Here is a 24209-nt window from a genome sequence, read left to right on the forward strand (position 1 = left end):
TGGGTTCCTTTGTTGGTATTGTTCGTGGGTCAATCCTGCCACAGCACCGCCTCGCTGCGCTCGCTCCATTCTGCAAACCGAGCACCGTAAGCCGCTTCGATCATGTTGCGCTTGATCTTCAGGGTCGGTGTCAGGAAGCCGTTTTCCACCGCCCAACTGTCCTTGACCACTACCAACCGGCGCAAGCGCTCATGCCTGTCGAGAACGCCGTTGACCTCCTCCAGCAGTTTTTCCAGACTCGAATGCAAACCCGCCCGGGCCGATCCCTTCGCGTCCTGCTGACCGACCACCGACAACACGCACAACCCCAGTGGTGCGCTCAGCCCATCGCCGACCACGCACACTTGTTCGATCCGCGAATGTACTGCCAGACGATTCTCGATCGGTGCCGGGGCAACGTATTTGCCTTTGCTGGTTTTGAAGATTTCCTTCAGGCGCCCGGTCAGGCGCAGGTTGCCTTCGGCGTCTTCCTCACCCTTGTCACCGGTACGCAAGAAGCCATCCTCGGTGATGGTTTCGGCGGTTTTCCCGGGCTCCTTGAAATAGCCGAGCATCGTCGCACCGCTACGCACCAGTACTTCACCAGACGGTTCGATACACACTTCGACTTCCGGGCATGGCTGGCCGATCCAGCCAGGTTTGTTCTGACCTGGCCGGCCGATGTGGGAATAACCGCAACTTTCAGTCATGCCGTACACCTCCAGCACATCCAGCCCCAGTTTTCGATACCAGAGCAGCAAGGTCTGCGGCACGGGCGCAGCGCCGGACAAGGCGATGCGCAAGGCGTCCAGCCCCAGCCCGGCGAGAACTTTGTGCCCTACCCGTTTGCCGATGAAGGGCAAGCCGAGCAGGAAGTCGAGGCGTTTTTCCGGGATCTTGCTGTAGACGCCCATCTGGAATTTGGTCCATATCCGCGGCACGCCGAACAGCGCGGTCGGCCGGGCACGCTGCAAATCGGTGAGGAAGGTGTCGAGGCTCTCGGCGAAGAACACCGTTTGCCCGGTGTAGATCGATGCCAGCTCGACGAACATCCGCTCAGCGACGTGGCACAGCGGCAGGTAGGACAGCAGGCGATCCGACTCATTCAGGCCGAATAACTGCGTGCCACGGGTGGTGGCAAATCCCAAGTTGCCGAAGCTGTGCATTACGCCTTTGGGCTGGCCCGTGGTGCCGGAGGTGTAAATGATGGTCGCCAGCTGATCGGCGGCGGGTTTGGGGTCGTCCTGAATCGGCGAGCTGCGTTGCAGATCGGTCCAGCTGAAATCGAAGTTGCCGGCCGGACACAGCGGCAAGCTGATGGTCGGCAGGTTGGGTTTGACCCCGACGGACATGCCGGGCCAGTCATCCAGCTTGCCAATGAACACCAGCGCGGCCTCGGAGTGATCGAGCACCTGGGCCACGGAATCGGCGGTCAGATTGGGATAAAGCGGCACCGAGACATGCCCGGCCATCCAGATCGCCAGGTCGGCGATGATCCAGTGGGCGCAGTTTTTCGAGATCAGCGCAATGTGGCTGCCTTGTGGCAATTCGCGAGCCCGCAGCCAGTGGGCGGCACAGCGCGCCTGATGGCCAACATCGGCCCAGGTCAGCGTCTCGACCTGACCGCCCCCTGTCGGCTGGACCAGAAAGCGCTGGCGGGGATGACGGGCTTCACGCTCGTAGAAGACGTCCAATGGCAAACGGAAAGCAGCAGACATTGCGACTTGCTCCTTTATTTTTTGTCTGGAGCAAGCGTAGTCAACCAAGCAAGTGCTTGGTTGACTATTTCACACAAAAACCAGTCGCAACACAGAACCTGTGGGAGCGGGCTTGCTCGCGAAGAGGGCGTATCAGTCGACACCATTGTTAGCTGACACACCGCCTTCGCGAGCAAGCCCGCTCCCACATTAGCCCGGTTTCTTCAGGGACTATGGGTGTTTTATGCCGTTGAGCTTCATCGCCCCAACCAACAGTTCGTCGCCCTCAAGCTCCGCCAGCCCGGCTGTGCCGACTTTCTCCGGCTCCTGCACATGACCATGCTGCAAATAGCCCAGCAGGTTACCGACCAGCGGGTTATGGCTGACCAGCAGTGCGTGATCCACGGACACCAACTGCTCCGCCACCGCTTGCGGATAATTGTCGGGCTTGAGCCAGTCGACCGTGCGGATCTCCGGCGCGAAACCCAGCGCCGTACGCACAATTTCTGCCGTCTCCTGCGCTCGATGATAAGGACTGGCATAAATGGCGGTTAACGGCTGGCCGATCAATTGGGCAGCAGTGCGCAACACCTCTTCACGCCCCTTGACGGTCAATGCTCGCTCGGAGTCCGGGCGAGTACCGTGAGGCTCGGCTTCACCATGACGCAATACCCAGAGTTTCATAATTTCGGTTCCTCATCTCGGGCCGGATGCGGTGCTGGCGCCACAACGTGCGGGGCTTCACCTTCCGGTGTACGCGGCATCGGCCAGTCGGCGAACGGCCAAGGCTTCTGGTCGCTGTGAAAGCTGCCGAAACGACCGATCTGCGCCAGAAACTGGCTCAGACTGTCGCCGAAATTCATCAGGCTGGAGCTCGGTGCGCCATAAATCAAACGATAGATCAGCTGCACCAACACCACCGCACCGAGGATCAATTGCGCCACTTGCCAGACCAGCACATAGACAATCATCCACAGCACCCGCAGCAGGATGGATTCGTACTTGGCTTCTACTTTCTGATCGTTCATGTCTCACTCCGTTCCTATTGAGTAGAGGGTTCAGTTGAAATCGCTGGTGGAAATAAAGTCGACGTCGGTTTTCGGCTCGCCGCGCATCAGCAGCGCGATCACCTGTTCAAGCGTGCGCCCTTCGAACAGGATCGCGTGCAATCCGGCGACCAGCGGCATATACACACCCACCTCCTGAGCCTTGGCCTTGAGCACCTTGAGGGTGTTCACCCCTTCGGCCACTTCGCCCAGGCGCGTCACCGCGTCCTCCAGGCTCAAGCCCTGGCCGAGGGCAAACCCGACCTGATAATTGCGGCTTTTCGGCGACGAGCAGGTGACGATCAAATCCCCGACCCCCGCCAGCCCCAGGAAAGTCATCGGGTTGGCACCCTGATTCACCGCGAAGCGGGTCATTTCCGCCAATGCCCGGGTGATCAGCATGCTCTTGGTGTTTTCACCCATGCCCAATGCCACCGCCATGCCGGCGATGATTGCATAGACGTTTTTCAGTGCCCCGCCCAGCTCCACGCCAAAGCGGTCGGCGCTGGCGTACACACGAAAGGTCCGGCCATGCAGCGCTTCCTGAACCCGTTGGCAGAGTTCTTCGTCTTCGCTGGCGACCACTGTGGCGGTCAGCGCGTGTTCGGCGATTTCACGGGCCAGGTTCGGCCCGGACAGCACACCGATGCGCGCTTGCGGTGCGATGTCTTCAAGGATCTGGCTCATCAGCTTGAACGTGTGGGCTTCGATGCCTTTGGTCAGGCTCACCAGCAACTTGCCGCTCAACAGTTGGGCGTAGGGTGCCAGCACCGAGCGCAGCGCGCTGGACGGCAGCGCGACGAAGCACAGGTCGCAGGCCTCCAGGGTGGTTTGCAGGTCTGTGACCGCCTCCACCGCCGCAAGAATCTTGATGCCTTTGAGGTAACGCGGGTTCTCACGATTGACCCGAATGGCCTCGGCCTGCTCGGGGTCACGCATCCACAGCCGGACCTGATGCCCATTCTCGGCCAACAGATTAGCCACGGCGGTACCAAAACTTCCGCCTCCCAGGACCGCAATTGGGCGCTGTTCAGTCATATGCAATCCGTTAATCCATACCAGTGGCGATGTCGGCATTATACGGAGCGGCCCGGTGGCGGCCAGCCCCAGCATCAATTACCGACACTTGTAGGAAGAAGACCAAGAAAACCGAGGAAAATGCCTTCATCGTGACTGGAAAAGTCGTTGCGCTCGGTTAACATGCGCGCCAACTCATCGCTATCAAGGCCGTGCCGTGTCTTTTGGCTTTCCCTGCCCTCGCTCGCCGCTGGTACTGACGCTGATCTTCAGCTCGCCATTGCTGGCCGACGACTTGTTCCTCGACAACGATCCGTTGCCGCAAGTGCTGACGGCGACGCGCCTGAAGCAGTCGCCTGCGGCTGTGCCGGGGAGCATGACGGTGATCGACAGCGAACTGATCAATGCCAGCGGTGCGCGGGACATCAGCGAGTTGCTGCGGCTGGTGCCGGGGATGATGGTCGGTAATATCAGCGGCAATCAGGCGACGGTGAACTACCACGGCACCAACGCCAGCGAAGCGCGGCGCCTGCAAGTGTTGATCGACGGCCGCTCGGTGTATCGCGCAGGCCTGGCCACGGTGGACTGGAGTGATATTCCGGTGGCCATGGAAGACATCGAGCGCATCGAGGTTTTCCGTGGCCCCAACACCGTCAGCTATGGTGCCAACGCGCTGATGGCGGTGGTCAATATCATCACCCGCAAACCGGCCGACAGCCACGGCACGCGGCTGAAAGTCACCCGGGGCCAGCGCGGCGTCAATGATTTCTACGCCAGCCAGGGCACGGGCTGGGAAAGCGGCGACTTGCGCCTGTCGCTGTCCGGCCAACAAGATGACGGCTTCGACTCGGACCGCACCGGTGCCGATTACCGCGACAGCCGTCGCTTGAACCGCCTCAGCCTCGCCGTCAGCCAGACGCTTAATGAAAACCAGAGCATCGACTGGCAACTGAATGCCAAGGACGGGAGCAACCAGCGGCCCTATACCTACCGCCCTGTATTCCCGGGGATTACCGCTGCCGGGAACAATTCTGACGTCATCGCCAAGGACTATGCCGGCTCGCTGCGCTGGAACCTGGACATCAATCCCGACCACAGCCTTTATATTCAGGGCTCGGCGCAACATTGGGATCGTCAACAGACGTGGCGTGCCTGCGATGCCGAGGTCTCGTTCAGCCCGGAGCTGACCGAGCTCTGGCAACTCAATCCGAATTACACCGAACGCCTGGCGCGCAACATGGTGCGCTTTACCGGCCTAGGTGCACCGGCAGGCACACCGGCCGAACAGGCATTGGGCAATCAGGTGCTGGACCAATGGCAAAACGGCGCCCGACAAACCCTCTGCGGCGACATTGATCAGAGCGCCCGGGAATCGCGCTACGACCTCGAACTGCAAGACACGCTCAGCCTGTCCGACAGTCTGCGGCTGGTCAGCGGCCTGAACTATCGTTACGACCGGGCAGATTCCGAGACGTACTTCAATGGCACGCTCGACGACACCACTTGGCGGGCATTCGGCCAACTCGAGTGGCGCGTCACCGAACACTGGTTGCTGCAAGGCGGTGCGATGTTCGAAGACACCCAATTGACCGGCAACTCGCTAACCCCACGGGTGGCAGTCAACTACTTGATCAACCCGCGCCACGGCTTGCGCGCGGTGTACTCGGAAGCCATCCGCTCGCCGGATATGTTCGAAAACAACGTCAACTGGAGCTACCAGGTCACCAACCTGCGACCCAGTGCCTACGGCCAGTCCAGCGCCCGTTATTTCGTCAAGACCCGTGGCCCGGGCGACCTCGAACAGGAACGCATGCGCTCCCGGGAATTGGGCTACAACGGCTACTTCGCCGAGTGGGGACTGGCGGTCGACGTGAAGCTGTTCTACGACGAAATCACCGGCATGATCAGCGAACCGCTACGTAACAACCAATACATCGCCAGCAACTCGAACAGCTCCCGCTTCAGCGGGACTGAAACCCAGCTGGATTGGCGCGTCAGCAGCGCCGATCGTTTGCGCCTGACCTATGCCTACGTCGATGCCGACGCGAGCAACCCACTGGATGCACAACAGACTGCGCGCAACAGCGGCTCCGCCGGTTGGCTACGTAGCTGGGGCCAGGGCTGGAACAGCGCGCTCTTTTACTATGGCGCCGACGCCCTCAACGGTTACCGCTTCGAACGGGTCGACACGCGCATCGCCAAACGCATCGGCTTGGGCAAGGCCAACCTGGAACTGGCCGGGGTCCTCCAGCAACGCCTCGACAATCAGCCCACCACCTTCGTCGACAACCACTACGATGATCGCCGGGTGCTCTACTTCAGCGCGGAGCTGGAGTTCTAAGATGCAGTATCGCCCGTCACGGAAGACGCCAACCCTTGGCCGCCTGCTGGCCGGGTTGTGCCTGGTGTTTACCGGGCTGCTGTGCAATCTGCCGGCACGGGCCGCCGACATTCTGCTGACCGGTGCCGAGGAGAGTCCCGGCGTGCAGTCTTTCGTTCAGGCCCTCAGCGAGTTGCGCCCCACCGATAGCGTGCGCTTCCAGCCTCTTGCCAGCCTGCCGGCGCCAGACCAACTGCCCGTTGGCATCCGTCTGATTTTACTCGACTTGCCCAGCCTCGACTGGCGCCTGCAAGACGCCCAAGGCCCGGCGACGCTGGTGCTGCGCATCAGTCGCCTGCAAGCCCGTCAACGCTTGGGCAATGCCCTGCCTCCGCACCTCAGCCTGCTCTGGAGCGATCCGCCGCTGGACCGACAGTTGCGCCTGATCCGACTGCTCCTGCCTGAGGCCCGGCGGGTCGGCGTGCTTTTCGACAGACACAGCGAATTCTTGTTGAAGGAGCTGCGTCAGGCCGCCCTGCCCCTGGGCCTTGAAGTGGTCACCGAGCGTTGGGATAACACCAACGACAGCCGCCCTTTGCAGGCCTTGCTGAAAAACAGTGATGTGCTGTTGGGCCTGGACGACCCTGATCTGTACAACCCGAAAACCGTGAAAAACCTGCTGCTCAGCAGCTATGCGCGGCAACTGGCACTGATCGGTCCCAACGCAGCCTTCGTCAGGGCCGGTAGCCTGGCCAGCACTTACAGCGACCAGAACGATTGGCTGAAGATTCTCGACGAACTGCTCGATCAACCCTCGGGCACCTGGCCGCGCGCACTTTATCCGCAACACTTCAAGGTCTTGAGCAACCCGCAAGTGGCTCGTTCATTAAGTATTGAACTGACGAATGAAGCCTCTGTCGCACCACAGCTGGCCGAAGGAGAACGCCGCCCATGACCTTCCGTCGCGGTTGGGACATCAATACCCGCACCCAGATCATCAGCCTCGGCCCAGCCCTGTTGCTGACGTTGCTGCTGATCAGTTTTTTCACCTTCGTGCGAATCCAGGACCTGCGTCAGGAACTCAATCACACCGGTCAACTGATCGCCAATCAACTGGCGCCGGCCACCGAATACGGGGTCATTTCGGGCAACAACGAGGTGCTCGAAAGTTTGCTCAAGGCCACTCTGGCCACGCCCAACGTACGCTTTCTGGAAATACAGGACAGCACCAACCGGCTTCTGGTGTACGTCGAACAGCCGTCGGAAGCGCACAACCGTTCGCATCAGATCGAAGTCTTCCAGGCACCGGTGCGCCTGCAACGCATTGCGCTCAACAATGACTTTTTCCAGAACAGTCGCACCGTCGCCAGTGCGCCGGGCGAGGATTATCTGGGACGGGTGATCGTCGGCCTGTCCAATGACGCCTTTAACCAGCGCCAGCAGGAAATCCTCTTCAAGGCCGGGATCCTGGCGTTGTTCGCACTGTTATTTACTTTTTTGCTGGCTCGGCGTCTGGCCGGCAGCCTGTCGCAACCGATCCACGACATCGGCAATGCGGTCAAGGCGATCCAGGAAGGCGACTACAAAACACCCCTGCCGATTGTCGACGACACCGAACTGGGCGCCCTGTCGCAGCACATCAACAACCTTGCCCAAGGCCTTGAGCAAGCCAGTCGCGAACAGCATCAGGCCATGGCGCAATTGATCCAGACCCGCGAAGAAGCGGAAAAGGCCAACAACGCCAAATCCGATTTCCTGGCGATGATGAGTCATGAATTGCGCACGCCGATGAATGGCGTGCTGGGCATGCTGCAACTGCTGGAAACCACCGAGATGACCGAGGAGCAGATCGAGTACGCGGCGCTGGCTTCGGAATCCACCGAGCACCTGCTCAAAGTGATCAATGACATTCTCGATTTCTCGCGCATCGAGCGTTCGGAACTGGAGCTGGAGCACATTGCGTTCAACCTCGCGGACTTGATCGGCAGTTGCGCCCAGTCGTTCCAGCACAGCGCGGTGCAACGCGGGCTAGATATGCAACTGCGGATCCCCGAGGACATGCGCCCCCTTCAGGTTCAGGGCGATCCGACGCGAATCCGGCAGATTCTGGTCAATCTGGTCGGCAACGCACTGAAGTTCACCGAACGGGGCCGCGTCACGATCGAACCGCAGTGGCAATCCCTGGATCACGAACTGTTGTGGTTCACCTGCGCCGTGCGCGACAGCGGGATCGGCATCCCGGCCGAAAGCCTGGAATTGATGTTCAACGCGTTCCAGCAGGCCGACAGTTCCATTTCAAGACGTTACGGCGGCACCGGACTGGGGCTGCCGATTGCCCGCACTCTGGCTGAGCGGATGGGCGGCACCTTGCGCGCTCAGAGCGAAGAAGGCGTTGGCTCGGTGTTCACCCTGGAAATTCCTTTGGCTCTGTATAAGCAGCCACTGCCGGTGCTGACCCCGCGAGGACATACCGGCAATGACCACGGCGAAGGTCGCAATGTGCTGCTGGTGGAGGATAATCCGGTCAATCGCACCGTCGTCGAAGCAATGTTGCGCAGCCTGGGCTTTACTGTCAGCGTCGCGACCGATGGTGCACAAGCGGTGCGCAGTGCCGAAAGCCTGATTTTCGAAGCGATTCTGATGGACTGCCGACTACCGGTCATCGACGGTTACGAGGCCACCCGACAGATTCGCCAACTACCCGGCTGCGCTGACGTGCCGATCATTGCTCTGACAGCCAATGCCTTGCAGGGCGACCGCGAAGCCTGTTTATCTGCGGGAATGAACGATTACCTGGCCAAGCCCTTCAAACGCACTGATCTGCAGCAAATTCTGCAGCGATGGGTGCAGTAGAACAGGCCTTTCGGCTATCTGCGACTGGCGTGAACGACGAAAGTGCGGCAGTCTTAGGCACCCGAACAGGCCCGAAAAGGGGCTTGAATAATAATTTCAGTGCACAAGTGTACATTCATGTCCTTGGCGCTGTGACTTTCACCACAACGCAATAGTCTATGAGTAGGCTGCTGACTCGAGGCATGAACGCTTCGATCGGCCGGGAAGATTCGCCCCACCCTGCCGCATGGACTATTGAGGAGCTCGCATGACCAAACAAAACGCCTTTACTCGGGAAGACCTGCTGCGTTGCAGTCGCGGTGAGCTGTTCGGCCCAGGTAACGCGCAACTGCCCGCCCCGAACATGCTGATGGTCGATCGCATCACCCTGATCAGCGAAGAAGGTGGCAAGTACGGCAAAGGTGAATTGGTCGCCGAGCTGGATATCACTCCAGACCTGTGGTTCTTCGCCTGCCACTTCGAAGGTGATCCGGTGATGCCGGGCTGCCTGGGCCTCGATGCCATGTGGCAACTGGTCGGTTTCTTCCTCGGCTGGCAAGGTCTGCCGGGCCGCGGTCGTGCCTTGGGTTCGGGCGAAGTAAAATTCTTTGGCCAGGTACTGCCAACCGCCAAGAAAGTCACCTATAACATCCATATCAAACGCGTCCTGAAGGGCAAGCTGAACCTGGCCATTGCCGATGGTTCGGTGACCGTCGACGGCCGCGAAATCTATACCGCCGAAGGCCTCCGGGTCGGCGTTTTCACCTCCACTGACAACTTCTAAGGGTTATCCGCATGCGCCGCGTCGTTATCACTGGTCTGGGCATCGTTTCGTGCCTGGGCAATGACAAAGAGACCGTCTCCGCTAACCTGCGTGCAAGCCGCCCTGGCATCCGGTTCAACCCGGAATATGCCGAAATGGGTCTGCGTAGCCAGGTTTCCGGCTCCATTGACCTCCCCCTCGAAGAACTGATCGATCGCAAGATCTTTCGCTTCGTCGGCCACGCGGCGGCTTACGCCTACCTGGCCATGAAAGATGCCATCGCAGACTCCGGTCTGACCGAAGATCAGGTTTCCAACGTGCGTACCGGCCTGATCGCCGGTTCCGGTGGCGCGTCGACCTTGAACCAGATGGAAGCGCTGGACATCCTGCGCGAGAAAGGCGTCAAGCGCGTCGGTCCATACCGCGTCACGCGGACCATGGGCAGCACCGTTTCGGCCTGCCTGGCCACGCCGTTCAAGATCAAGGGTGTGAACTACTCCATCTCCTCCGCTTGCGCTACCAGTGCTCACTGCATCGGTAACGCGGTCGAGCAGATCCAGCTGGGCAAACAGGACATCGTGTTCGCTGGTGGTGGTGAAGAAGAGCATTGGAGCCAGTCGTTCCTGTTCGACGCCATGGGCGCCCTGTCCACCCAGTACAACGAATCCCCGGAAAAAGCCTCCCGTGCCTACGACGCCAAGCGTGACGGTTTCGTCATCGCCGGCGGTGGCGGCATGGTCGTGGTCGAAGAGCTGGAACACGCTCTGGCCCGCGGCGCGAAGATCTACGCGGAAATCGTTGGCTACGGCGCGACCTCCGACGGCTACGACATGGTCGCCCCAAGCGGCGAAGGCGCCATCCGCTGCATGCAGATGGCCATGGCCACCGTTGATACCCCGATCGACTACCTGAACACCCATGGCACCTCGACTCCGGTCGGCGACGTCATGGAAATGAAAGGTGTGCGTGAAGTGTTCGGTGACAAGGCTCCAGCCATCAGCTCCACCAAGAGCCTGTCGGGTCACTCCCTGGGCGCCGCCGGCGTTCACGAAGCGATCTACTGCCTGCTGATGATGGAAGGCAACTTCATGGCGGGTTCCGCCAACATCGACGAACTGGACCCGGAAGTGGCAGACATGCCAATCCTGACCAAGACTCGCGAAGACGCCACCATCAACACCGTGATGAGCAACAGCTTCGGCTTCGGTGGCACCAACGCCACGCTGGTACTGAAGCGCTGGCAGGGTAAGTAATACCCCACTGCTTCGCCGCAAACAAAAACGCCCCGACTGGTTCGGGGCGTTTTTTTTGCCTGAATAAAGTAGCCAGTTAAGGCGCAAACCTGTGGGAGCGGGCTTGCTCGCGAAGACGGCGGCACATTCAACATCAATGTGTCTGTCAGACCGCTTTCGCGAGCAAGCCCGCTCCCACAGGTTCTGCGGTGTTCAATCCATCAGGCTCGAACCGTGGTTTTCCTCCTCTCAAACATGAAACATTTGTCATGAAACTCAATGGCCTGCGACTGAATGTCGCGTATTTCGCGGGCTGCAGGACTTTTGCTGATTCTGCAAAAATGGGTTGCCGAACTCTGCTATTTACTTAGCCAGCTAACAAAATATATAACAAAGGCCTGCACACGCCTTGCTGCAGATAACAGAGATTGGAGCTAGCAGATGACTGTAAAAGTAACTGAACGCGACGATTCACATATGTCCCACGAAGGTATCGCCGCCGGTATCCGCATCTGGGATGTACATCAACAAGACCTGTTGGTCGGGATGTTCCACTCCGAGACCGAAGCCCACCAATACAAGGCCGAACTGGAAACACTGGAGCAGCAGCGCGAAGCGCGTTCTGCGTAATGACCGCATTGAAAACGACTAATGCTGTTCATTTAGGCGCGCTCTTGGATCGTGCGTACCTTTGTGGCGAGCGAGCTTGCTCGCGCTGGGCTGCGTAGCGGCCCCAAAAATCTGACAATCATTGCCGATTTTTGTGAGTGCTACGCACTCAAACGGGAGCAAGCTCCCTCGCCACAGGTTTCTCTGATTCAAGACTCTCTTAAGTGAACAGCATTACGCCATGAGCGGGGTTTGTGGTTGTTGCAGTCCCTAACGCCTTACCACATCAGATCATCAGGGATCTGATAGGCCGCGTACGGATCGTCTTCGGCACTGACTTCTTCTGTCTGCACATTCAACTGCACGATGCGCTGTGGATCGCGCTCCTGAATCTTCAGGGCCGCTTCACGCGGGATTACTTCGTAACCGCCGGCGTGATGCACGATCGCCAGCGAACCGCTGCTGAGCTTGTTGCGCATCAGCGTGTTGACGGAGATGCGCTTGACCTTCTTGTCGTCGACGAAGTTGTAGTAGTCCTCGGTGGTCAGCTTGGGCAGGCGCGAGACTTCGATCAATTGCTTGACCTGGGCGGCACGGGCCTTCGCTTCTGCCTTCTCCTGCTGCTGGCGGTTCAGCTCCTGGTCGCGCTTGACCTTCTCGGCCATGGCTTCCTGAGCGGCACGCTGCTGGGAGTCATCGAGTTCGATCTGGCCTTTGTGGGCCAGACGTTGCTGCTTCTGCTTCTCTTTGCCGACCTGTTTGGCCTGCTTTTGATTGACCAGCCCTGCTTTGAGCAACTGGTCGCGAAGGGAAATGCTCATGGTGCTTATTTCTCACTTAGGCAACTGCTCAACCGCAGCTGGGCAAATTCTTTTCCTGACGTTTGGCTTCGCCCCACAAGGCGTCCAACTCTTCGAGGGTGCAATCTTCTATGGGACGGTGGGTGTCGCGCAATGCCTGTTCGATAAATCGGAAGCGTCTTTCAAACTTTGAGTTGGCGCCGCGCAGTGCGGTTTCCGGATCGACCTTGAGGTGTCGCGCCAGATTGACCACGGAAAACAGCAGGTCGCCGACTTCATCGGCAATCGCTGCCGAGTCATTGTCGGCCATGGCTTCGAGCACTTCATCGAGCTCTTCGCGAACCTTGTCGAGCACTGGCAAGGCGTCCGGCCAGTCGAAACCGACCTGCCCTGCGCGCTTCTGCAGTTTTGCCGAACGGGACAGCGCCGGCAATGCGGCAGGCACGTCGTCGAGCAAGGACAACTGCTCCGGCGCCAAAGACTTCTCGGCGCGTTCTTCAGCCTTGATCTCTTCCCAGCGTTGTTTGACCTGCTCTTCATTCAGACGCGGGATGTCCAGCGGCGCATACAGATCACCGGTGGGGAACACGTGAGGATGACGGCGGATCAGTTTGCGCGTGATGCTGTCGACCACGCCATCGAACTCAAATCGCCCTTCTTCCCGGGCCAGTTGGCTGTAATAAACCACCTGGAACAACAAGTCGCCCAACTCACCCTGCAAGTGATCGAAGTCCCCACGCTCGATGGCGTCGGCGACTTCGTAGGCTTCCTCGAGGGTGTGCGGGACGATGGTGGCCCAGGTTTGCTTGATGTCCCACGGGCAGCCGTACTGCGGGTCGCGCAGACGGTTCATCAGGTGTAGCAAGTCTTCAAGGCTGTACATCAATCACTCTCACTGCAAAACCCTTGTGGGAGCGGGCTTGCTCGCGAAGAGGGAGTGTCAGTCGACATTAATGTTGTCTGACACACCGCTTTCGCGAGCAAGCCCGCTCCCACATTGGTCACCATCACGGCGTGCGGTTACGGCGGGTTTCGATGATGTTCGGCAACTGGGAAATCCGCCCCAGCAACCGCCCCAACGCATCCAGCCCCGGAATCTCGATGGTCAGGGACATCAACGCCGTGTTGTCCTCTTTGTTCGAACGGGTGTTGACCGCCAGCACGTTGATCCGCTCGTTGAGCAGCACCTGCGACACATCACGCAGCAGACCGGAACGATCATAGGCACGGATGATGATGTCCACCGGATAGGTGAGCACCGGCACCGGGCCCCAGCTGACCTGGATGATCCGCTCCGGCTCGCGCCCGGTCAATTGCAGCACCGAGGCGCAATCCTGACGGTGAATGCTCACGCCACGGCCCTGAGTGATGTAACCGACGATCGCATCCCCCGGCAGCGGCTGGCAGCAGCCGGCCATCTGGGTCATCAGGTTGCCGACGCCCTGGATCTGTATGTCGCCGCGCTTGCCCGGCTTGTAGCCCGTGGCTTTGCGCGGGATCAGTTCCAGCTGTTCGTTGCCGCGTTCCGGCTCGACCAGTTGCTGCGCCAGGTTCACCAATTGCGCCAGGCGCAAATCGCCTGCGCCCAATGCGGCGAACATGTCCTCGGCGGTCTTCATGTTGGCCTTCTCGGCCAGCTTGTCGAAGTCCACCTGCGGCAGGCCGAGGCGATTGAGTTCGCGCTCGAGCAAGGTTTTACCGGCCGCGACGTTCTGATCGCGCGCCTGCAATTTGAACCAGTGAACGATCTTCGCCCGCGCCCGCGAGGTAGTGATGTAACCCAGGTTCGGGTTCAGCCAGTCGCGGCTCGGAGTGCCGTGCTTGCTGGTAATGATCTCGACCTGCTCACCGGTTTGCAGGCTGTAGTTGAGCGGCACGATCCGCCCGTTGATCTTGGCGCCCCGGCAATTGTGACCGATTTCGGTGTGTACGCGGTAGGCAAAGTCCAGCGGTGTCGCGCCCTTCGGCAAGTCGATGGCGTGACCGTCCGGGGTAAAAATGTAGACCCGGTCCGGCTCGATATCGACTCGCAGTTGTTCGGCAAGGCCACCAATATCGCCCAGCTCTTCGTGCCACTCGAGAACCTGACGCAGCCAGGAGATTTTCTCTTCGTAGTGATTGGAACCGGACTTGACGTCGGTGCCTTTGTACTTCCAGTGCGCGCAAACCCCCAACTCGGCTTCTTCGTGCATCGCATGGGTGCGGATCTGCACTTCCAGCACTTTGCCCTCGGGGCCGATGACCGCGGTGTGCAGCGAGCGGTAGCCGTTCTCTTTCGGGTTGGCGATGTAGTCGTCGAACTCTTTCGGGATATGCCGCCACAGGGTGTGGACGATGCCGAGCGCGGTGTAGCAATCGCGCATTTCCGGCACCAGCACGCGAACCGCGCGCACGTCGTAGATCTGGCTGAACTCCAGACCCTTGCGCTGCATTTTGCGCCAGATCGAATAGATGTGTTTGGCACGGCCGCTAATGTCCGCATCGACGCCGGTGGCCTGCAACTCGTCTTTGAGTTGGGTCATCACGTCGGCGATAAAGCGCTCGCGATCCAGCCGTCGCTCGTGGAGCAACTTGGCGATCTGCTTGTACTGGTCGGGCTCAAGATAGCGGAAGGACAAGTCCTCCAGCTCCCACTTGATATGACCGATACCGAGGCGGTGGGCGAGCGGCGCGTAAATGTCGAAGACTTCACGGGCGACACGGTTGCGCTTCTCGTCGTCGGCGGTTTTCACCGCGCGGATCGCACAGGTGCGCTCGGCCAGTTTGATCAGCGCGACGCGCACGTCGTCGACCATGGCCACGAGCATTTTGCGCAGGTTCTCGACCTGGCCTTGAGTGCCCAGCACCAGGGATTGACGGGGGCTAAGGCTGGCGCTGATTGCCGCCATGCGCAACACGCCGTCGATGAGTTTGGCGACCACCGGACCGAAGCGCTGGCTGACTGCCGGCAATTGGATCTGGCCTTCGCGTACGCCGCGGTACAGCACGGCGGCGACCAACGAATCCTGGTCGAGTTTGAGGTCGGCGAGAATCTCGGCGATCTCAAGGCCTGTGCGGAAACTCGAGGTCCCTTCGGACCACAGATTCTTCGCCGCATTGGCTTGTTGTTCGGCCTCACGAGCGAACTCGCAGGCTTCCTTCAAGGCTTCGCGATCCAGTGCCGTATCGACACTGACCGCATGATCGAGCCAAGCCTCGAGATTGATACTGCCGTCCGTGTTGATCGGCTGGTGTGCTCTCACCTGTACCATCTTGCTTTACCTTCCCTACGACGCAGATTCAATGCGTCAAATCGCTGACCTTCGCTGCCCGTGTGCATTCGCGGGGCTAAGACGAATGCGTTTTGCACGCGCGGGTCAGTCGGACCAGACGAGCCGTCCTAGCTCGCTTCAAATAACGCCATGGCCTCGACATGTGCCGTCTGAGGAAACATATCGAGAATCCCGGCACGTTTTAACCGGTAGCCCTGCTTGATCAATTCGACCGTGTCGCGCGCCAGCGTTGCAGGGTTGCACGACACATACACCAATCGTTTGGCGCCCAGGGATGCCAGTTTGCGCACCACCTCAAAAGCACCGTCGCGAGGTGGGTCCAAGAGTACCGCACAAAAGCCTTCACCGACCCATTCGGCATCGGCCAAAGGCTGGGATAAATCGGCCTGAAAAAACTTCGCATTATGCAAATTGTTGCTGGCAGCATTAGTGGCGGCCCGCTCGACCATTGCCTGCACGCCCTCCACCGCCACCACTTCGCGAACGGTTTTGGCCAGCGGCAAGGCAAAGTTGCCCAACCCACAAAACAGGTCCAGAACCCGTTCATCCGATTTCGGCGCCAACCACGCCAGCGCCTGGGCGACCATTGCTTCGTTGACTCCGGCGTTGACCTGGATGAAATCTCCCGGCCGATACGCCAGGTTCAAGTCCCACTGTTCAAGGCGATAGCCCAGCGACTGATCGGCCTCGACCGGTTGTGGCTCGCCGTCGCCATGCAGCCACAACTGGGCTTCATGGAACGCGCAGAATTCCTTGAGGATGGTCAGGTCGGCTTCGGACAACGGCGCCATGTGCCGCAGCAATACCGCCAACGACGAACCGCTGAACAACTCCACATGCCCCAGTGTCTGAGGTTTGCTCAAGCGCCGCAGCATCTCCGGCAAGCGGGTCATGATCGGTTGCAAGGGCTGTACCAGCACCAGGCATTCGTTGATGGCGACGATGTCCTGACTGCCGGCAGCGCGGAAGCCGACTTCAAGTTTTTTCGCTTTCATGTCCCAACGCACCGCCACGCGGGCGCGACGACGGTAGCCGAATTCCGGACCGCTCAACGGCGCTGCCCACTCATCAGGTTCGACACCGGCAACCCGCGACAATTGTTCGGCAAGCATGCGCTGTTTCAGGGCGAGCTGTTCGTTGTGGGGCAAATGCTGCACGCTGCAACCGCCGCAGCGAGCGGCATGAGCGCACGGTGCCGGGCGGCGCAATTCACTTACCTGGAACACCCGCTCGGTGCGCGCCTCGACCACTTTGCCGTGGGCACCCAAGACCCGCGCCTCGACGTCTTCACCGGCCAATGCGCCGATGACGAACCAGGTGCGACCTTCGAAAAACGCGATACCGCGACCGTCATTGGCCAGGCGCTCGATGGTCAAGCGCTGCTTTTTGCCGGTCGGGACTTGCGGGGCCTTGCTGCCGCCCGTGGGCTGGAAGCGCAGGCCTCTCTCTTGCTTGGCCATCAGTTGGGCGCGTCGAAAATGCCGGTCGACAAGTAACGGTCGCCACGGTCGCAGATGATCGCGACGATCACCGCGTTTTCAACTTCTTTGGACAGACGCAGCATCGCCGCCACGGCCCCGCCCGAGGACACGCCGCAGAAGATGCCTTCTTCGCGTGCCAGACGACGGGTCACGTCTTCGGCTTCGCTTTGCGCCATGTCGACGATCCGGTCCACGCGCTCGGCCTGGTAGATCTTCGGCAGGTATTCCTGCGGCCAGCGACGGATGCCCGGAATCGCCGAGCCTTCCATCGGTTGCAGCCCAATGATCTGCACGTTGTCGTTCTGCTCTTTCAGATAGCGCGAAACACCCATGATGGTGCCGGTGGTGCCCATCGAGGTGACGAAATGGGTGATGGTGCCTTCGGTCTGACGCCAGATTTCCGGACCGGTGGTGGTGTAGTGCGCCTCGGGATTGTCACCGTTGGCGAACTGATCCAGCACCTTGCCGCGGCCTTCGGCTTCCATTCGCTGGGCTAGGTCGCGAGCGCCTTCCATGCCTTCTTCCTGAGTGACCAGAATCAGCTCGGCGCCATAGGCCGTCATGGCGGCTTTACGCTCGGCGCTGGAGTTGTCCGGCATGATCAGGATCATCTTGTAACCCTTGATCGCGGCAGCCATGGCCAAGGCAATCCCGGTGTTGCCCGAGGTCGCTTCGATCAGCGTATCGCCAGCGTGGATCTGCCCGCGCAATTCGGCGCGGGTGATCATCGACAGCGCCGGACGGTCCTTGACCGAACCCGCCGGGTTGTTCCCTTCGAGTTTGAGCAAAAGGGTGTTGCTGGTGGCGCCGGGCAGGCGCTGCAAACGGACCAGCGGAGTGTTGCCGACGCAATCGGCGATGGTTGGGTACTGCAAGGTCATGGCGTATTCGCAATCCAGACTGCGGGGGCGCCTATCATACCGGCAAACGCGCGCAGGCCATATCACGCAAAGTGAGGGGCTTATGGCGAATGGGAATAAGCAGCGGGACGTGAGTGGCTATTGTGAATTTTCGTACGCACCAAAGGGCAGTCTCCGTAGTCTTTTGCCCCGTCGACGATAAAAAACATCATCCGAGTTAGAAATCTCCTCCCCTGTAGGACGATTCCTGCAAGTTGTAGCGGCTTTGAAGAAGTATAAAATAAAACTCTTTATCTATAATCTTTAAATACCAACCATCGCTTAAGCAACTGAAAACTCACGCTTCAAACCGTGGGTTTGATGATTCGCATGCAGCCAATCAGAAAATAAAAAATGGAGATGTTAAACATGACAAATAGAGAACTGGAGGTTCTAAGACTGCTATTGAGTGGAAAGAGCAATAAGCAAATCGCAATTACGCTTGGCATAAGTGACTTCACAGTACGCGACTATGTATCGTCGATTTTAAGAAAGAACAATGTAGGTTGCAGATCTGAACTTTTCGCAGCCACACTCAAAAACATCACACCCGCAGAAAGCGAAAAAAAAGGCCGACTCCAGGCAACCTCAATAAAACGGAACTAACACTCAATGACCTCATGCATCTGGGATACAATAGCAGTGGGCATTTCAGAACTGCCTTAGCTCCTGATCACTTGATCGTAGTGATAAAAGTTGAATTACTCGGCAACTGTGACTGAAACCCAGTAGTGAGGTCATCGACTTCAGCGAGAAGTGTCAGCGCACCATCAAATGTGATCAGTCTATCGGTCGTGGCTTTCCAGTCAGCAAGACGGTGGTAAGCATTGATAAACCAACTCAAATTATTGCACAGGTTGCCAAATGCCGAATTGATCTGCATCACATCACCGAACATGATGTTGCCGGAGAAAAATCGAGGAACGGCCAACAGACTGCTAAACACCAGGGAGAGTTGACTGTAACTCTCGGTGAACAACGACAGACGCATTTTCACTCGAATGGTGCGGCGCATATTAGCTAAGCTGACATCAAGCTTTTCGCTGATGCTTTCTTTCTCGAAATGACGCTCGGCCTCGGTTGAGTGCACCTTTGAGCCGTCACGAAAGTGTATAAGAAAGTACCGGAGGTCGGCCTCCGATCGCTGCTGGCTATTACTAAGGGAGACCAGTTTGAAACCGATTCTCTGGCTGATATACGTACCCAGCAAGGCGTAAAGGATGGCAGCCCAGAACATATAAGCCGGGACGGTAATTCCCCAGAACGACGCGTCGCCCGAAATACTGATCAGCACAGCACTGAAGGATACGACGCTGACCAAGGTATAGATAAGGCCGCAGGCGAGGTCTATGGTTTCAAAGGTAAACTTGTTGATGTCCTCGGCGATACGTTGATCCGGGTTGTCGACACACTGTTCGACTTGGTCGGGCCGGGTCGACTTGACGACCCAGACAGAAAGATAGTAGTTGGTCAACCAGCGTCGCCATTTGAGTGCAAATATATCCACCAAGTAGGTGATCAGCACTGACCGTACCACCGAAAACGAGATGATAGCGAGGAACACTGCCACCAAATTGTAAAACTTATGGGCATCGAGATCTTGAATGGCATTGTAGAAATGTTTGTACCATTCGTTGATGGCCAGGGCGGTAGCGACGGCCAGCAGCGAGAGAACCACCAACGCGGTAAGCGCACACCACGCAAAAAGTTTCTCCTCGCTTTGCCAGTACAACGAAAGTACGGAAAATGTATTTCGCAGGAAGGGCTTTTTGCTGAAATTCGTAGCATCCTTGTTTGTCGTACTGTGATCCATCAGTGCCTCTCGGTAGTGTCCTGAAATTGATTTATAGGTTTATTGTTAATACATTCTGTTGCTTCCTGCTCGAAGGTACATGGCTATAGCGCCCAGAAACCCAAGCGCCCTAGGCTTGCTGCCAGCTTTAATCGCGCCAACTGCCAGCTGTTCAATGTGTTTATATGTTGTTGTTCCGCTGTTGCATAAGCGTTCAATGCGTTCAGAAGCTCGATCATATTGCCGGCCCCAGAGCTATAGCGCCCTTGCACAACTTGCAGGGCCTGATTTGACTGATCCACCCACTCAGCGGTTCTTTCTAGTGAGCGCGTTTCGATGCTCAGCGTTTGATAGTTGGCCCACAGCTCCAACGAGATACGTTGTTCAACATCCGAAAGCTCCGCTTCACTTGCCTCGAACTGTGCCTGAACCTCCCGCACCTGATAGGCGCGTTCGAAACCTTCAAACAGCGGAATATTCAGTTGCAGACCAACGCTGTTGTCACGCATTCGACTATCGCCGTTGTAGTCCATTGATTGGTTGGTCCGCACATCGGAGATGTTTGCGATAAACGATAGGGTAGGACGCCCGACAGCTCGGCTTTCGTCAATGGCAGCCTTCGCCGCATCCAGCTTGGCCTTGGCGGCAATAAGCGATGGATGATCCTGCCGGGCTTGTTCCAGCAAATCGTCAACGCTTTTGATAAACAGGGTGTCCGGACGCCGACTTAGGCTCCCCGCCAACTCTAAAGATGTTTGCGGCGACAATCCCATACGAAGTGCGATAAGACCTTTGGCATTTCGCAAGGCACCAGTGCGGCGAACTTCGTTCAGGCTCGCCTGCGAGTATGCAGTCTGCGCCTGCAGTCGGTCAGAGAGCGCCGCAGCTCCCGCGGCATACTTGGCGCTTGCGGCGTTGAGGTTTTCGGCCGCTAATGCGGCGACCTTGCTTGCGGCAATCTGGCTGCCTTGTGCAGCGAGGGTGTCGTAGTACAATTGCGCCGTCAGCACGAAGGCCTGCTGCAACTGCCTGTCCTGATTAGCGTTTGCTGCAATTAGCAGTTGTCGTGCATTTCGCAGAGCCGCTTCGCGGCGACCGAAATCAAACAATACCCAGCTAAGACCCAGGCGATTTTCGAACTGGCGTTGATGGCCGTGACGGGAGTATTCCCCACGCATTTCATACTTGGTGTCGTTACGACCACTGGTAATACCAGAGTTACCGTTGAGTCTTGGGAGATACGCCGATTGCTTCACGCCGACTAAGGCCGCTTGGACCTTGGCATTAGCCCAGGACTGTCGCAACTGTGGGTCGTGACAAAGAACCCGCTCTATCATTTCTTCCAGCGTCAAAAGTGCAGGTACAGAGCCCACTTCACACGACCAAGTCAAGCTATCAACGTCCTTGATCGCAGTGCGGGAGACATCCCGATCGGTCTTAAATACATCCATATCCAAAGCCACAGTCCACGGTGACCAGGCGCAAAGACAAGCCAGTAGGGTGTTGGCCAAAGCTATATTCATCACAGTGCGACATCGCCCGTCGAATGAAACATCGTTACCGTGGTGGGCTGGTCCAAGACAATCCGGCCAGCTTCCAGTATCACCACTCGATCTGCTGAGGCGATCGTCTCCGAGCGATGAGCGATAATGATGCGAGTAATCTTAAGTGTCCGTACTCCCTCATTTACCTGCTGCTCGCACTTCACGTCCAAATGACTGGTTGCCTCGTCAAGAATTAGAATGCAGGGTTTCTTGTAGAGCGCTCTGGCCAGCAACACACGCTGCTTCTGCCCGCCGGACAACACCGTCCCCATGTCACCAACCAGGGTGTTGTAGCCCATCGGCATGGCCACTATGTCAGTGTGAATTGATGCCTTGCGTGCGCATTCCATAGCCCATTCCAGGTCAGGTTTGGGTTCGAAGAATGCGATGTTGTCTGCCAGTGAGCCGGCAAACAGGCAATCATCCTGCATCACCGTGCCGATCTTGCTGCGGAGGGCTTCCATACCCAGGTGGTGCAGTTCGCTACCGGCAATTTGGATCTGGCCTTGGGTGGGCTGGAAGATTCCCAGCAGCAGACTGATCAGTGTGCTCTTTCCGCTGCCCGAAGCTCCGGTGATGGCCACCGACTCCCCCTGACCAATGTGTAGGTCAATGCCATCCAGTACGAACGGTTCTTGATCGGAATAGCGGTACTTCAAACCTTTGATATCAATATCGACCGGGCACTGGATACAGGTCGGGGAACTCAACGTGCCGCGGTTGTCTTCTGGTGGGTGCATGACAATGTCGGCGAGGCGTTCGCCTTGCAAACTCAGCATGTGCAGTTCGAACAGATGGTCGACCAAACTGGCCACGCGACCTATAAACTGGGATTTGTAGGCGATAAAAGCCATTAGTACGCCGACGCTGAATTGGTTGTTCATCACCATGGACGCACCCAGCCCGAGCGCTAGTAGATTTTCCAGACCGAAAATCAAGCCATTGAGCTGGGTATAGATCAGTTGCAACTTTTGGGTTCGTAACCCTGCATTGATCTGCTCCACGAGCAACCCAAGCCATGCGGAGCGTCGTTCGCTCTGGCGTTGGAACAGTTTTACTGTGCGCATGCCGCGCACCGTTTCCAGAAAGTGGCTTTCCTGTCGAGCAGCATGAATGATCTGCTCCTCGCTTGCCCGGCGTAAGGGTCGGTACCAAGCCCAGCGAACCATTGTGTACAAGGACATGGCAGTCACCGCAATGGCTGCCAGCAACGGGCTGTAGATAATCATGAGGAAGAGTGTCGCGATGGTTATCAGCCCATCCAGAATCGTAGAAAAGAAGGCGGCTGTCAGTGTCCCCTGTATCGCGCCAATAGCACCGAAGCGCGAGACGATGTCGCCCAGGTGGCGCTTTTCAAAGTATTGGATCGGCAGGCGCAGCAGGTGACTGTATACATTTGCCTGCCATTGCACGCTCAACAAGGTGTTCGTGTGCATCATCACCCAGGCCCGTATAGCGCTCACTAGTTGTTGCATTAGCAGTAACAGACCAAAACCAATGATCAACGTCGTCAGCAGGTCACGGTCTTGAGTGACTAGTACGTTGTCGATGATCCACTGCAGCAAAAAAGGACTAACCAGCGAGAATACTTCCAGGACCAGAGCCAGTAACAGAATCTGCGCCAAGGCGCGATAAAGACCGCTTACCCGTCCCAGCATGCTCATCAATTTGACTTGGGGCTTGGCTTCCTGCTTTTCAAAGTCGCTGCATGGCCACACCTCAAGGGCAACCCCCGTGAACGACTTGCTAGCCTCGGCCAGGCTCAACTGGCGGATGCCATGAGCCGGGTCATGCAAAGTAAGACGCTGACCGTCTACGACCTTGAGCACGACGAAATGGTTTAAGTTCCAATGCAATACACACGGCAGTTTGAGCTTGCTCAAGTCCTCCAGTTCAAGCCTCACCGCCCTAGTGCCGAGCTTCATCTGTTCAGCTGTCTGTATCAGCTGTTTGAGCGTAACTCCCTTGAGCGACACGCTGAACTGGCGTCGCAGTTCCATCAGTGTTGCGTGATGGCCATGGTAGCCCGCAATCATCGCAAGACAGGCTAAGCCGCACTCTGTCGCTTCGGTTTGTAGGATCAGGGGCAGCCGCCGGCCCAGGCGCAAGCTGATTGCGTCGAGATAGTTCATGCATTGGCCCCTAGAGTTTGCCAGTTAAGCTGTAGAGCGGTTCAAGTACCCATTCATAGAGGCGGCGAGTCTCATGCAGAATGTCTGCCTCAACCAGCATGCCGGTTTGTAATGGTCTTGGTTTGCCGTAAGCCAAGACGGATTGCGCTTCGATATCAACACGAATGCGGTAGATCTGTTCGCCGCTCAGCCCCAGCCCCGGCACACTTCCGGTCATGTTCGCAAGCTCAGCGGCAGACATGGTGGCCTTGGAGATAGACAACACGTTGCCGCGATGCTGGCCGAATTTCTGGTATGGATAAGCCTGGTAACGAACCATTACCGGGTCGCCTGTACGAACGAAGCCGATGGCTTTACTCGGTGCGTACAACTCTGCTTGTAGGCGGGAATTGGCGGGCACGATGCTCATCAATGATCGTGAGCTATCAACGGTCTGGCCCGGCTCAACAAGAATGGCGGTTGCTAAGCCTTCTTGGGGGGCCGTGATGATCAGCGTGCGCTTGGCTTCGCTTTCGATAAGCTCCTGCTGGACACTGGACAATGACCGCTGGATGCTGGCGAGCTGATTCTCGTGCAATGCCGAGAGCCCCGAAAATTCGTGTCGGCGCTCGACCAGTTGCTGTGTCAACGCCGTAGTTTCACGAGCCAGACCCTGAAGAGTCTGGCGCTGGCCTAAGAGTTCAGCCTGGCGCTGCTGAAGCTGATCCATGGAGATGTAGCCTTTATCCATCAGGGGACTGTCATAAATTTTGTGTTCGGGCATAACATGTTGAAGAGGTGCATGTATGCCAACC

20 protein-coding genes are annotated in these 24209 nt (G+C 58.0%); 7 read left to right on the forward strand and 13 right to left on the reverse strand.

What is annotated here, in order from left to right:
- Window positions 1-29: 29 nt before the first annotated feature.
- The 4 genes from IC37_RS24105 to IC37_RS24120 form a co-directional block, all read right to left on the reverse strand.
- The gene (locus IC37_RS24105) at window positions 30-1697 is read right to left on the reverse strand and encodes an AMP-binding protein (RefSeq protein WP_030130076.1); all 1668 of its coding nucleotides are present in this window, start codon (window positions 1695-1697) and stop codon (window positions 30-32) included.
- A gap of 210 nt (window positions 1698-1907) precedes the next feature.
- Window positions 1908-2360, reverse strand: coding sequence for a phosphohistidine phosphatase SixA (gene sixA, locus IC37_RS24110; protein WP_030130077.1), 453 nt, complete (start codon window positions 2358-2360; stop codon window positions 1908-1910).
- Window positions 2357-2704 (reverse strand): DUF4389 domain-containing protein, encoded by a 348-nt coding sequence (locus tag IC37_RS24115; RefSeq protein WP_030130078.1) that lies wholly within the window; start codon window positions 2702-2704, stop codon window positions 2357-2359. The genes sixA and IC37_RS24115 overlap by 4 nt, the downstream gene beginning before the upstream one ends.
- A gap of 30 nt (window positions 2705-2734) precedes the next feature.
- Window positions 2735-3760 carry an NAD(P)H-dependent glycerol-3-phosphate dehydrogenase gene (locus IC37_RS24120; RefSeq protein ID WP_030130079.1) on the reverse strand — a complete coding sequence of 342 codons (1026 nt, stop codon included), beginning with the start codon at window positions 3758-3760 and terminating at the stop codon, window positions 2735-2737.
- Between the two features lie 196 nt (window positions 3761-3956).
- Between IC37_RS24120 and IC37_RS24125 the strand changes: the two genes are divergently transcribed.
- From IC37_RS24125 to IC37_RS24150, 6 genes are all read left to right on the forward strand, one after another.
- On the forward strand, window positions 3957-6080 hold the full coding sequence (locus tag IC37_RS24125; protein ID WP_030130080.1) for a TonB-dependent siderophore receptor: 2124 nt from the start codon (window positions 3957-3959) through the stop codon (window positions 6078-6080).
- A 1-nt stretch (window position 6081) separates the two neighbouring features.
- Window positions 6082-7014, forward strand: coding sequence for an ABC transporter substrate-binding protein (locus tag IC37_RS24130; RefSeq protein WP_030130081.1), 933 nt, complete (start codon window positions 6082-6084; stop codon window positions 7012-7014).
- Complete coding sequence (locus tag IC37_RS24135) at window positions 7011-8912, forward strand: ATP-binding protein (protein WP_030130082.1); 1902 nt, start codon at window positions 7011-7013, stop codon at window positions 8910-8912. The genes IC37_RS24130 and IC37_RS24135 overlap by 4 nt, the downstream gene beginning before the upstream one ends.
- Before the next feature lie 247 nt (window positions 8913-9159).
- The gene (gene fabA / locus IC37_RS24140) at window positions 9160-9675 is read left to right on the forward strand and encodes a 3-hydroxyacyl-[acyl-carrier-protein] dehydratase FabA (protein WP_003179264.1); all 516 of its coding nucleotides are present in this window, start codon (window positions 9160-9162) and stop codon (window positions 9673-9675) included.
- A gap of 11 nt (window positions 9676-9686) precedes the next feature.
- Window positions 9687-10907: a beta-ketoacyl-ACP synthase I gene (fabB, locus tag IC37_RS24145; RefSeq protein WP_030130083.1), complete on the forward strand. Its 1221-nt coding sequence runs from the start codon at window positions 9687-9689 to the stop codon at window positions 10905-10907.
- Window positions 10908-11327: 420 nt separating this feature from the next.
- Window positions 11328-11516 carry a hypothetical protein gene (locus IC37_RS24150; protein WP_030130084.1) on the forward strand — a complete coding sequence of 63 codons (189 nt, stop codon included), beginning with the start codon at window positions 11328-11330 and terminating at the stop codon, window positions 11514-11516.
- Window positions 11517-11773: 257 nt separating this feature from the next.
- On the opposite strand, the gene IC37_RS24155 is transcribed toward IC37_RS24150, so the two are convergent.
- From IC37_RS24155 to cysM, 5 genes are all read right to left on the reverse strand, one after another.
- Window positions 11774-12316: a DUF2058 domain-containing protein gene (locus IC37_RS24155; protein WP_030130085.1), complete on the reverse strand. Its 543-nt coding sequence runs from the start codon at window positions 12314-12316 to the stop codon at window positions 11774-11776.
- Window positions 12317-12344: 28 nt separating this feature from the next.
- A complete protein-coding gene (gene mazG, locus IC37_RS24160) occupies window positions 12345-13178 on the reverse strand; it encodes a nucleoside triphosphate pyrophosphohydrolase (protein WP_030130086.1) in 834 nt (277 codons plus the stop codon).
- 124 nt (window positions 13179-13302) lie between these two features.
- Window positions 13303-15546 (reverse strand): GTP diphosphokinase, encoded by a 2244-nt coding sequence (gene relA, locus IC37_RS24165; protein ID WP_095920386.1) that lies wholly within the window; start codon window positions 15544-15546, stop codon window positions 13303-13305.
- A 128-nt stretch (window positions 15547-15674) separates the two neighbouring features.
- Window positions 15675-17027, reverse strand: a complete 1353-nt coding sequence (gene rlmD / locus IC37_RS24170; protein ID WP_030130088.1) for a 23S rRNA (uracil(1939)-C(5))-methyltransferase RlmD — start codon at window positions 17025-17027, stop codon at window positions 15675-15677.
- Window positions 17027-17929: a cysteine synthase CysM gene (gene cysM, locus IC37_RS24175; RefSeq protein ID WP_030130089.1), complete on the reverse strand. Its 903-nt coding sequence runs from the start codon at window positions 17927-17929 to the stop codon at window positions 17027-17029. Before cysM ends, rlmD begins: the two co-directional genes overlap by 1 nt.
- A 387-nt stretch (window positions 17930-18316) precedes the next feature.
- Here cysM and IC37_RS24180 point away from each other — a divergent pair, with 387 nt between their 5' ends.
- The gene (locus tag IC37_RS24180; RefSeq protein ID WP_371916348.1) at window positions 18317-18553 is read left to right on the forward strand and encodes a helix-turn-helix transcriptional regulator; all 237 of its coding nucleotides are present in this window, start codon (window positions 18317-18319) and stop codon (window positions 18551-18553) included.
- Between the two features lie 67 nt (window positions 18554-18620).
- Here IC37_RS24180 and IC37_RS24185 read toward each other — a convergent pair whose 3' ends face one another.
- The 4 genes from IC37_RS24185 to IC37_RS24200 form a co-directional block, all read right to left on the reverse strand.
- Window positions 18621-19760 carry an SbmA/BacA-like family transporter gene (locus tag IC37_RS24185; RefSeq protein WP_051414822.1) on the reverse strand — a complete coding sequence of 380 codons (1140 nt, stop codon included), beginning with the start codon at window positions 19758-19760 and terminating at the stop codon, window positions 18621-18623.
- Between the two features lie 83 nt (window positions 19761-19843).
- Entirely contained in the window at window positions 19844-21190 is a 1347-nt protein-coding gene (locus tag IC37_RS24190) for a TolC family protein (RefSeq protein WP_256580788.1), read from the reverse strand.
- A gap of 71 nt (window positions 21191-21261) precedes the next feature.
- Entirely contained in the window at window positions 21262-23415 is a 2154-nt protein-coding gene (locus IC37_RS24195; protein WP_030130092.1) for a peptidase domain-containing ABC transporter, read from the reverse strand.
- A gap of 10 nt (window positions 23416-23425) precedes the next feature.
- The coding region (locus tag IC37_RS24200) for an HlyD family secretion protein (RefSeq protein WP_030130093.1) at window positions 23426-24209 on the reverse strand (784 nt) is incomplete at its 5' end.

It is taken from the genome of Pseudomonas sp. QTF5 (assembly GCF_000512695.2).
Taxonomy (GTDB): domain Bacteria; phylum Pseudomonadota; class Gammaproteobacteria; order Pseudomonadales; family Pseudomonadaceae; genus Aquipseudomonas.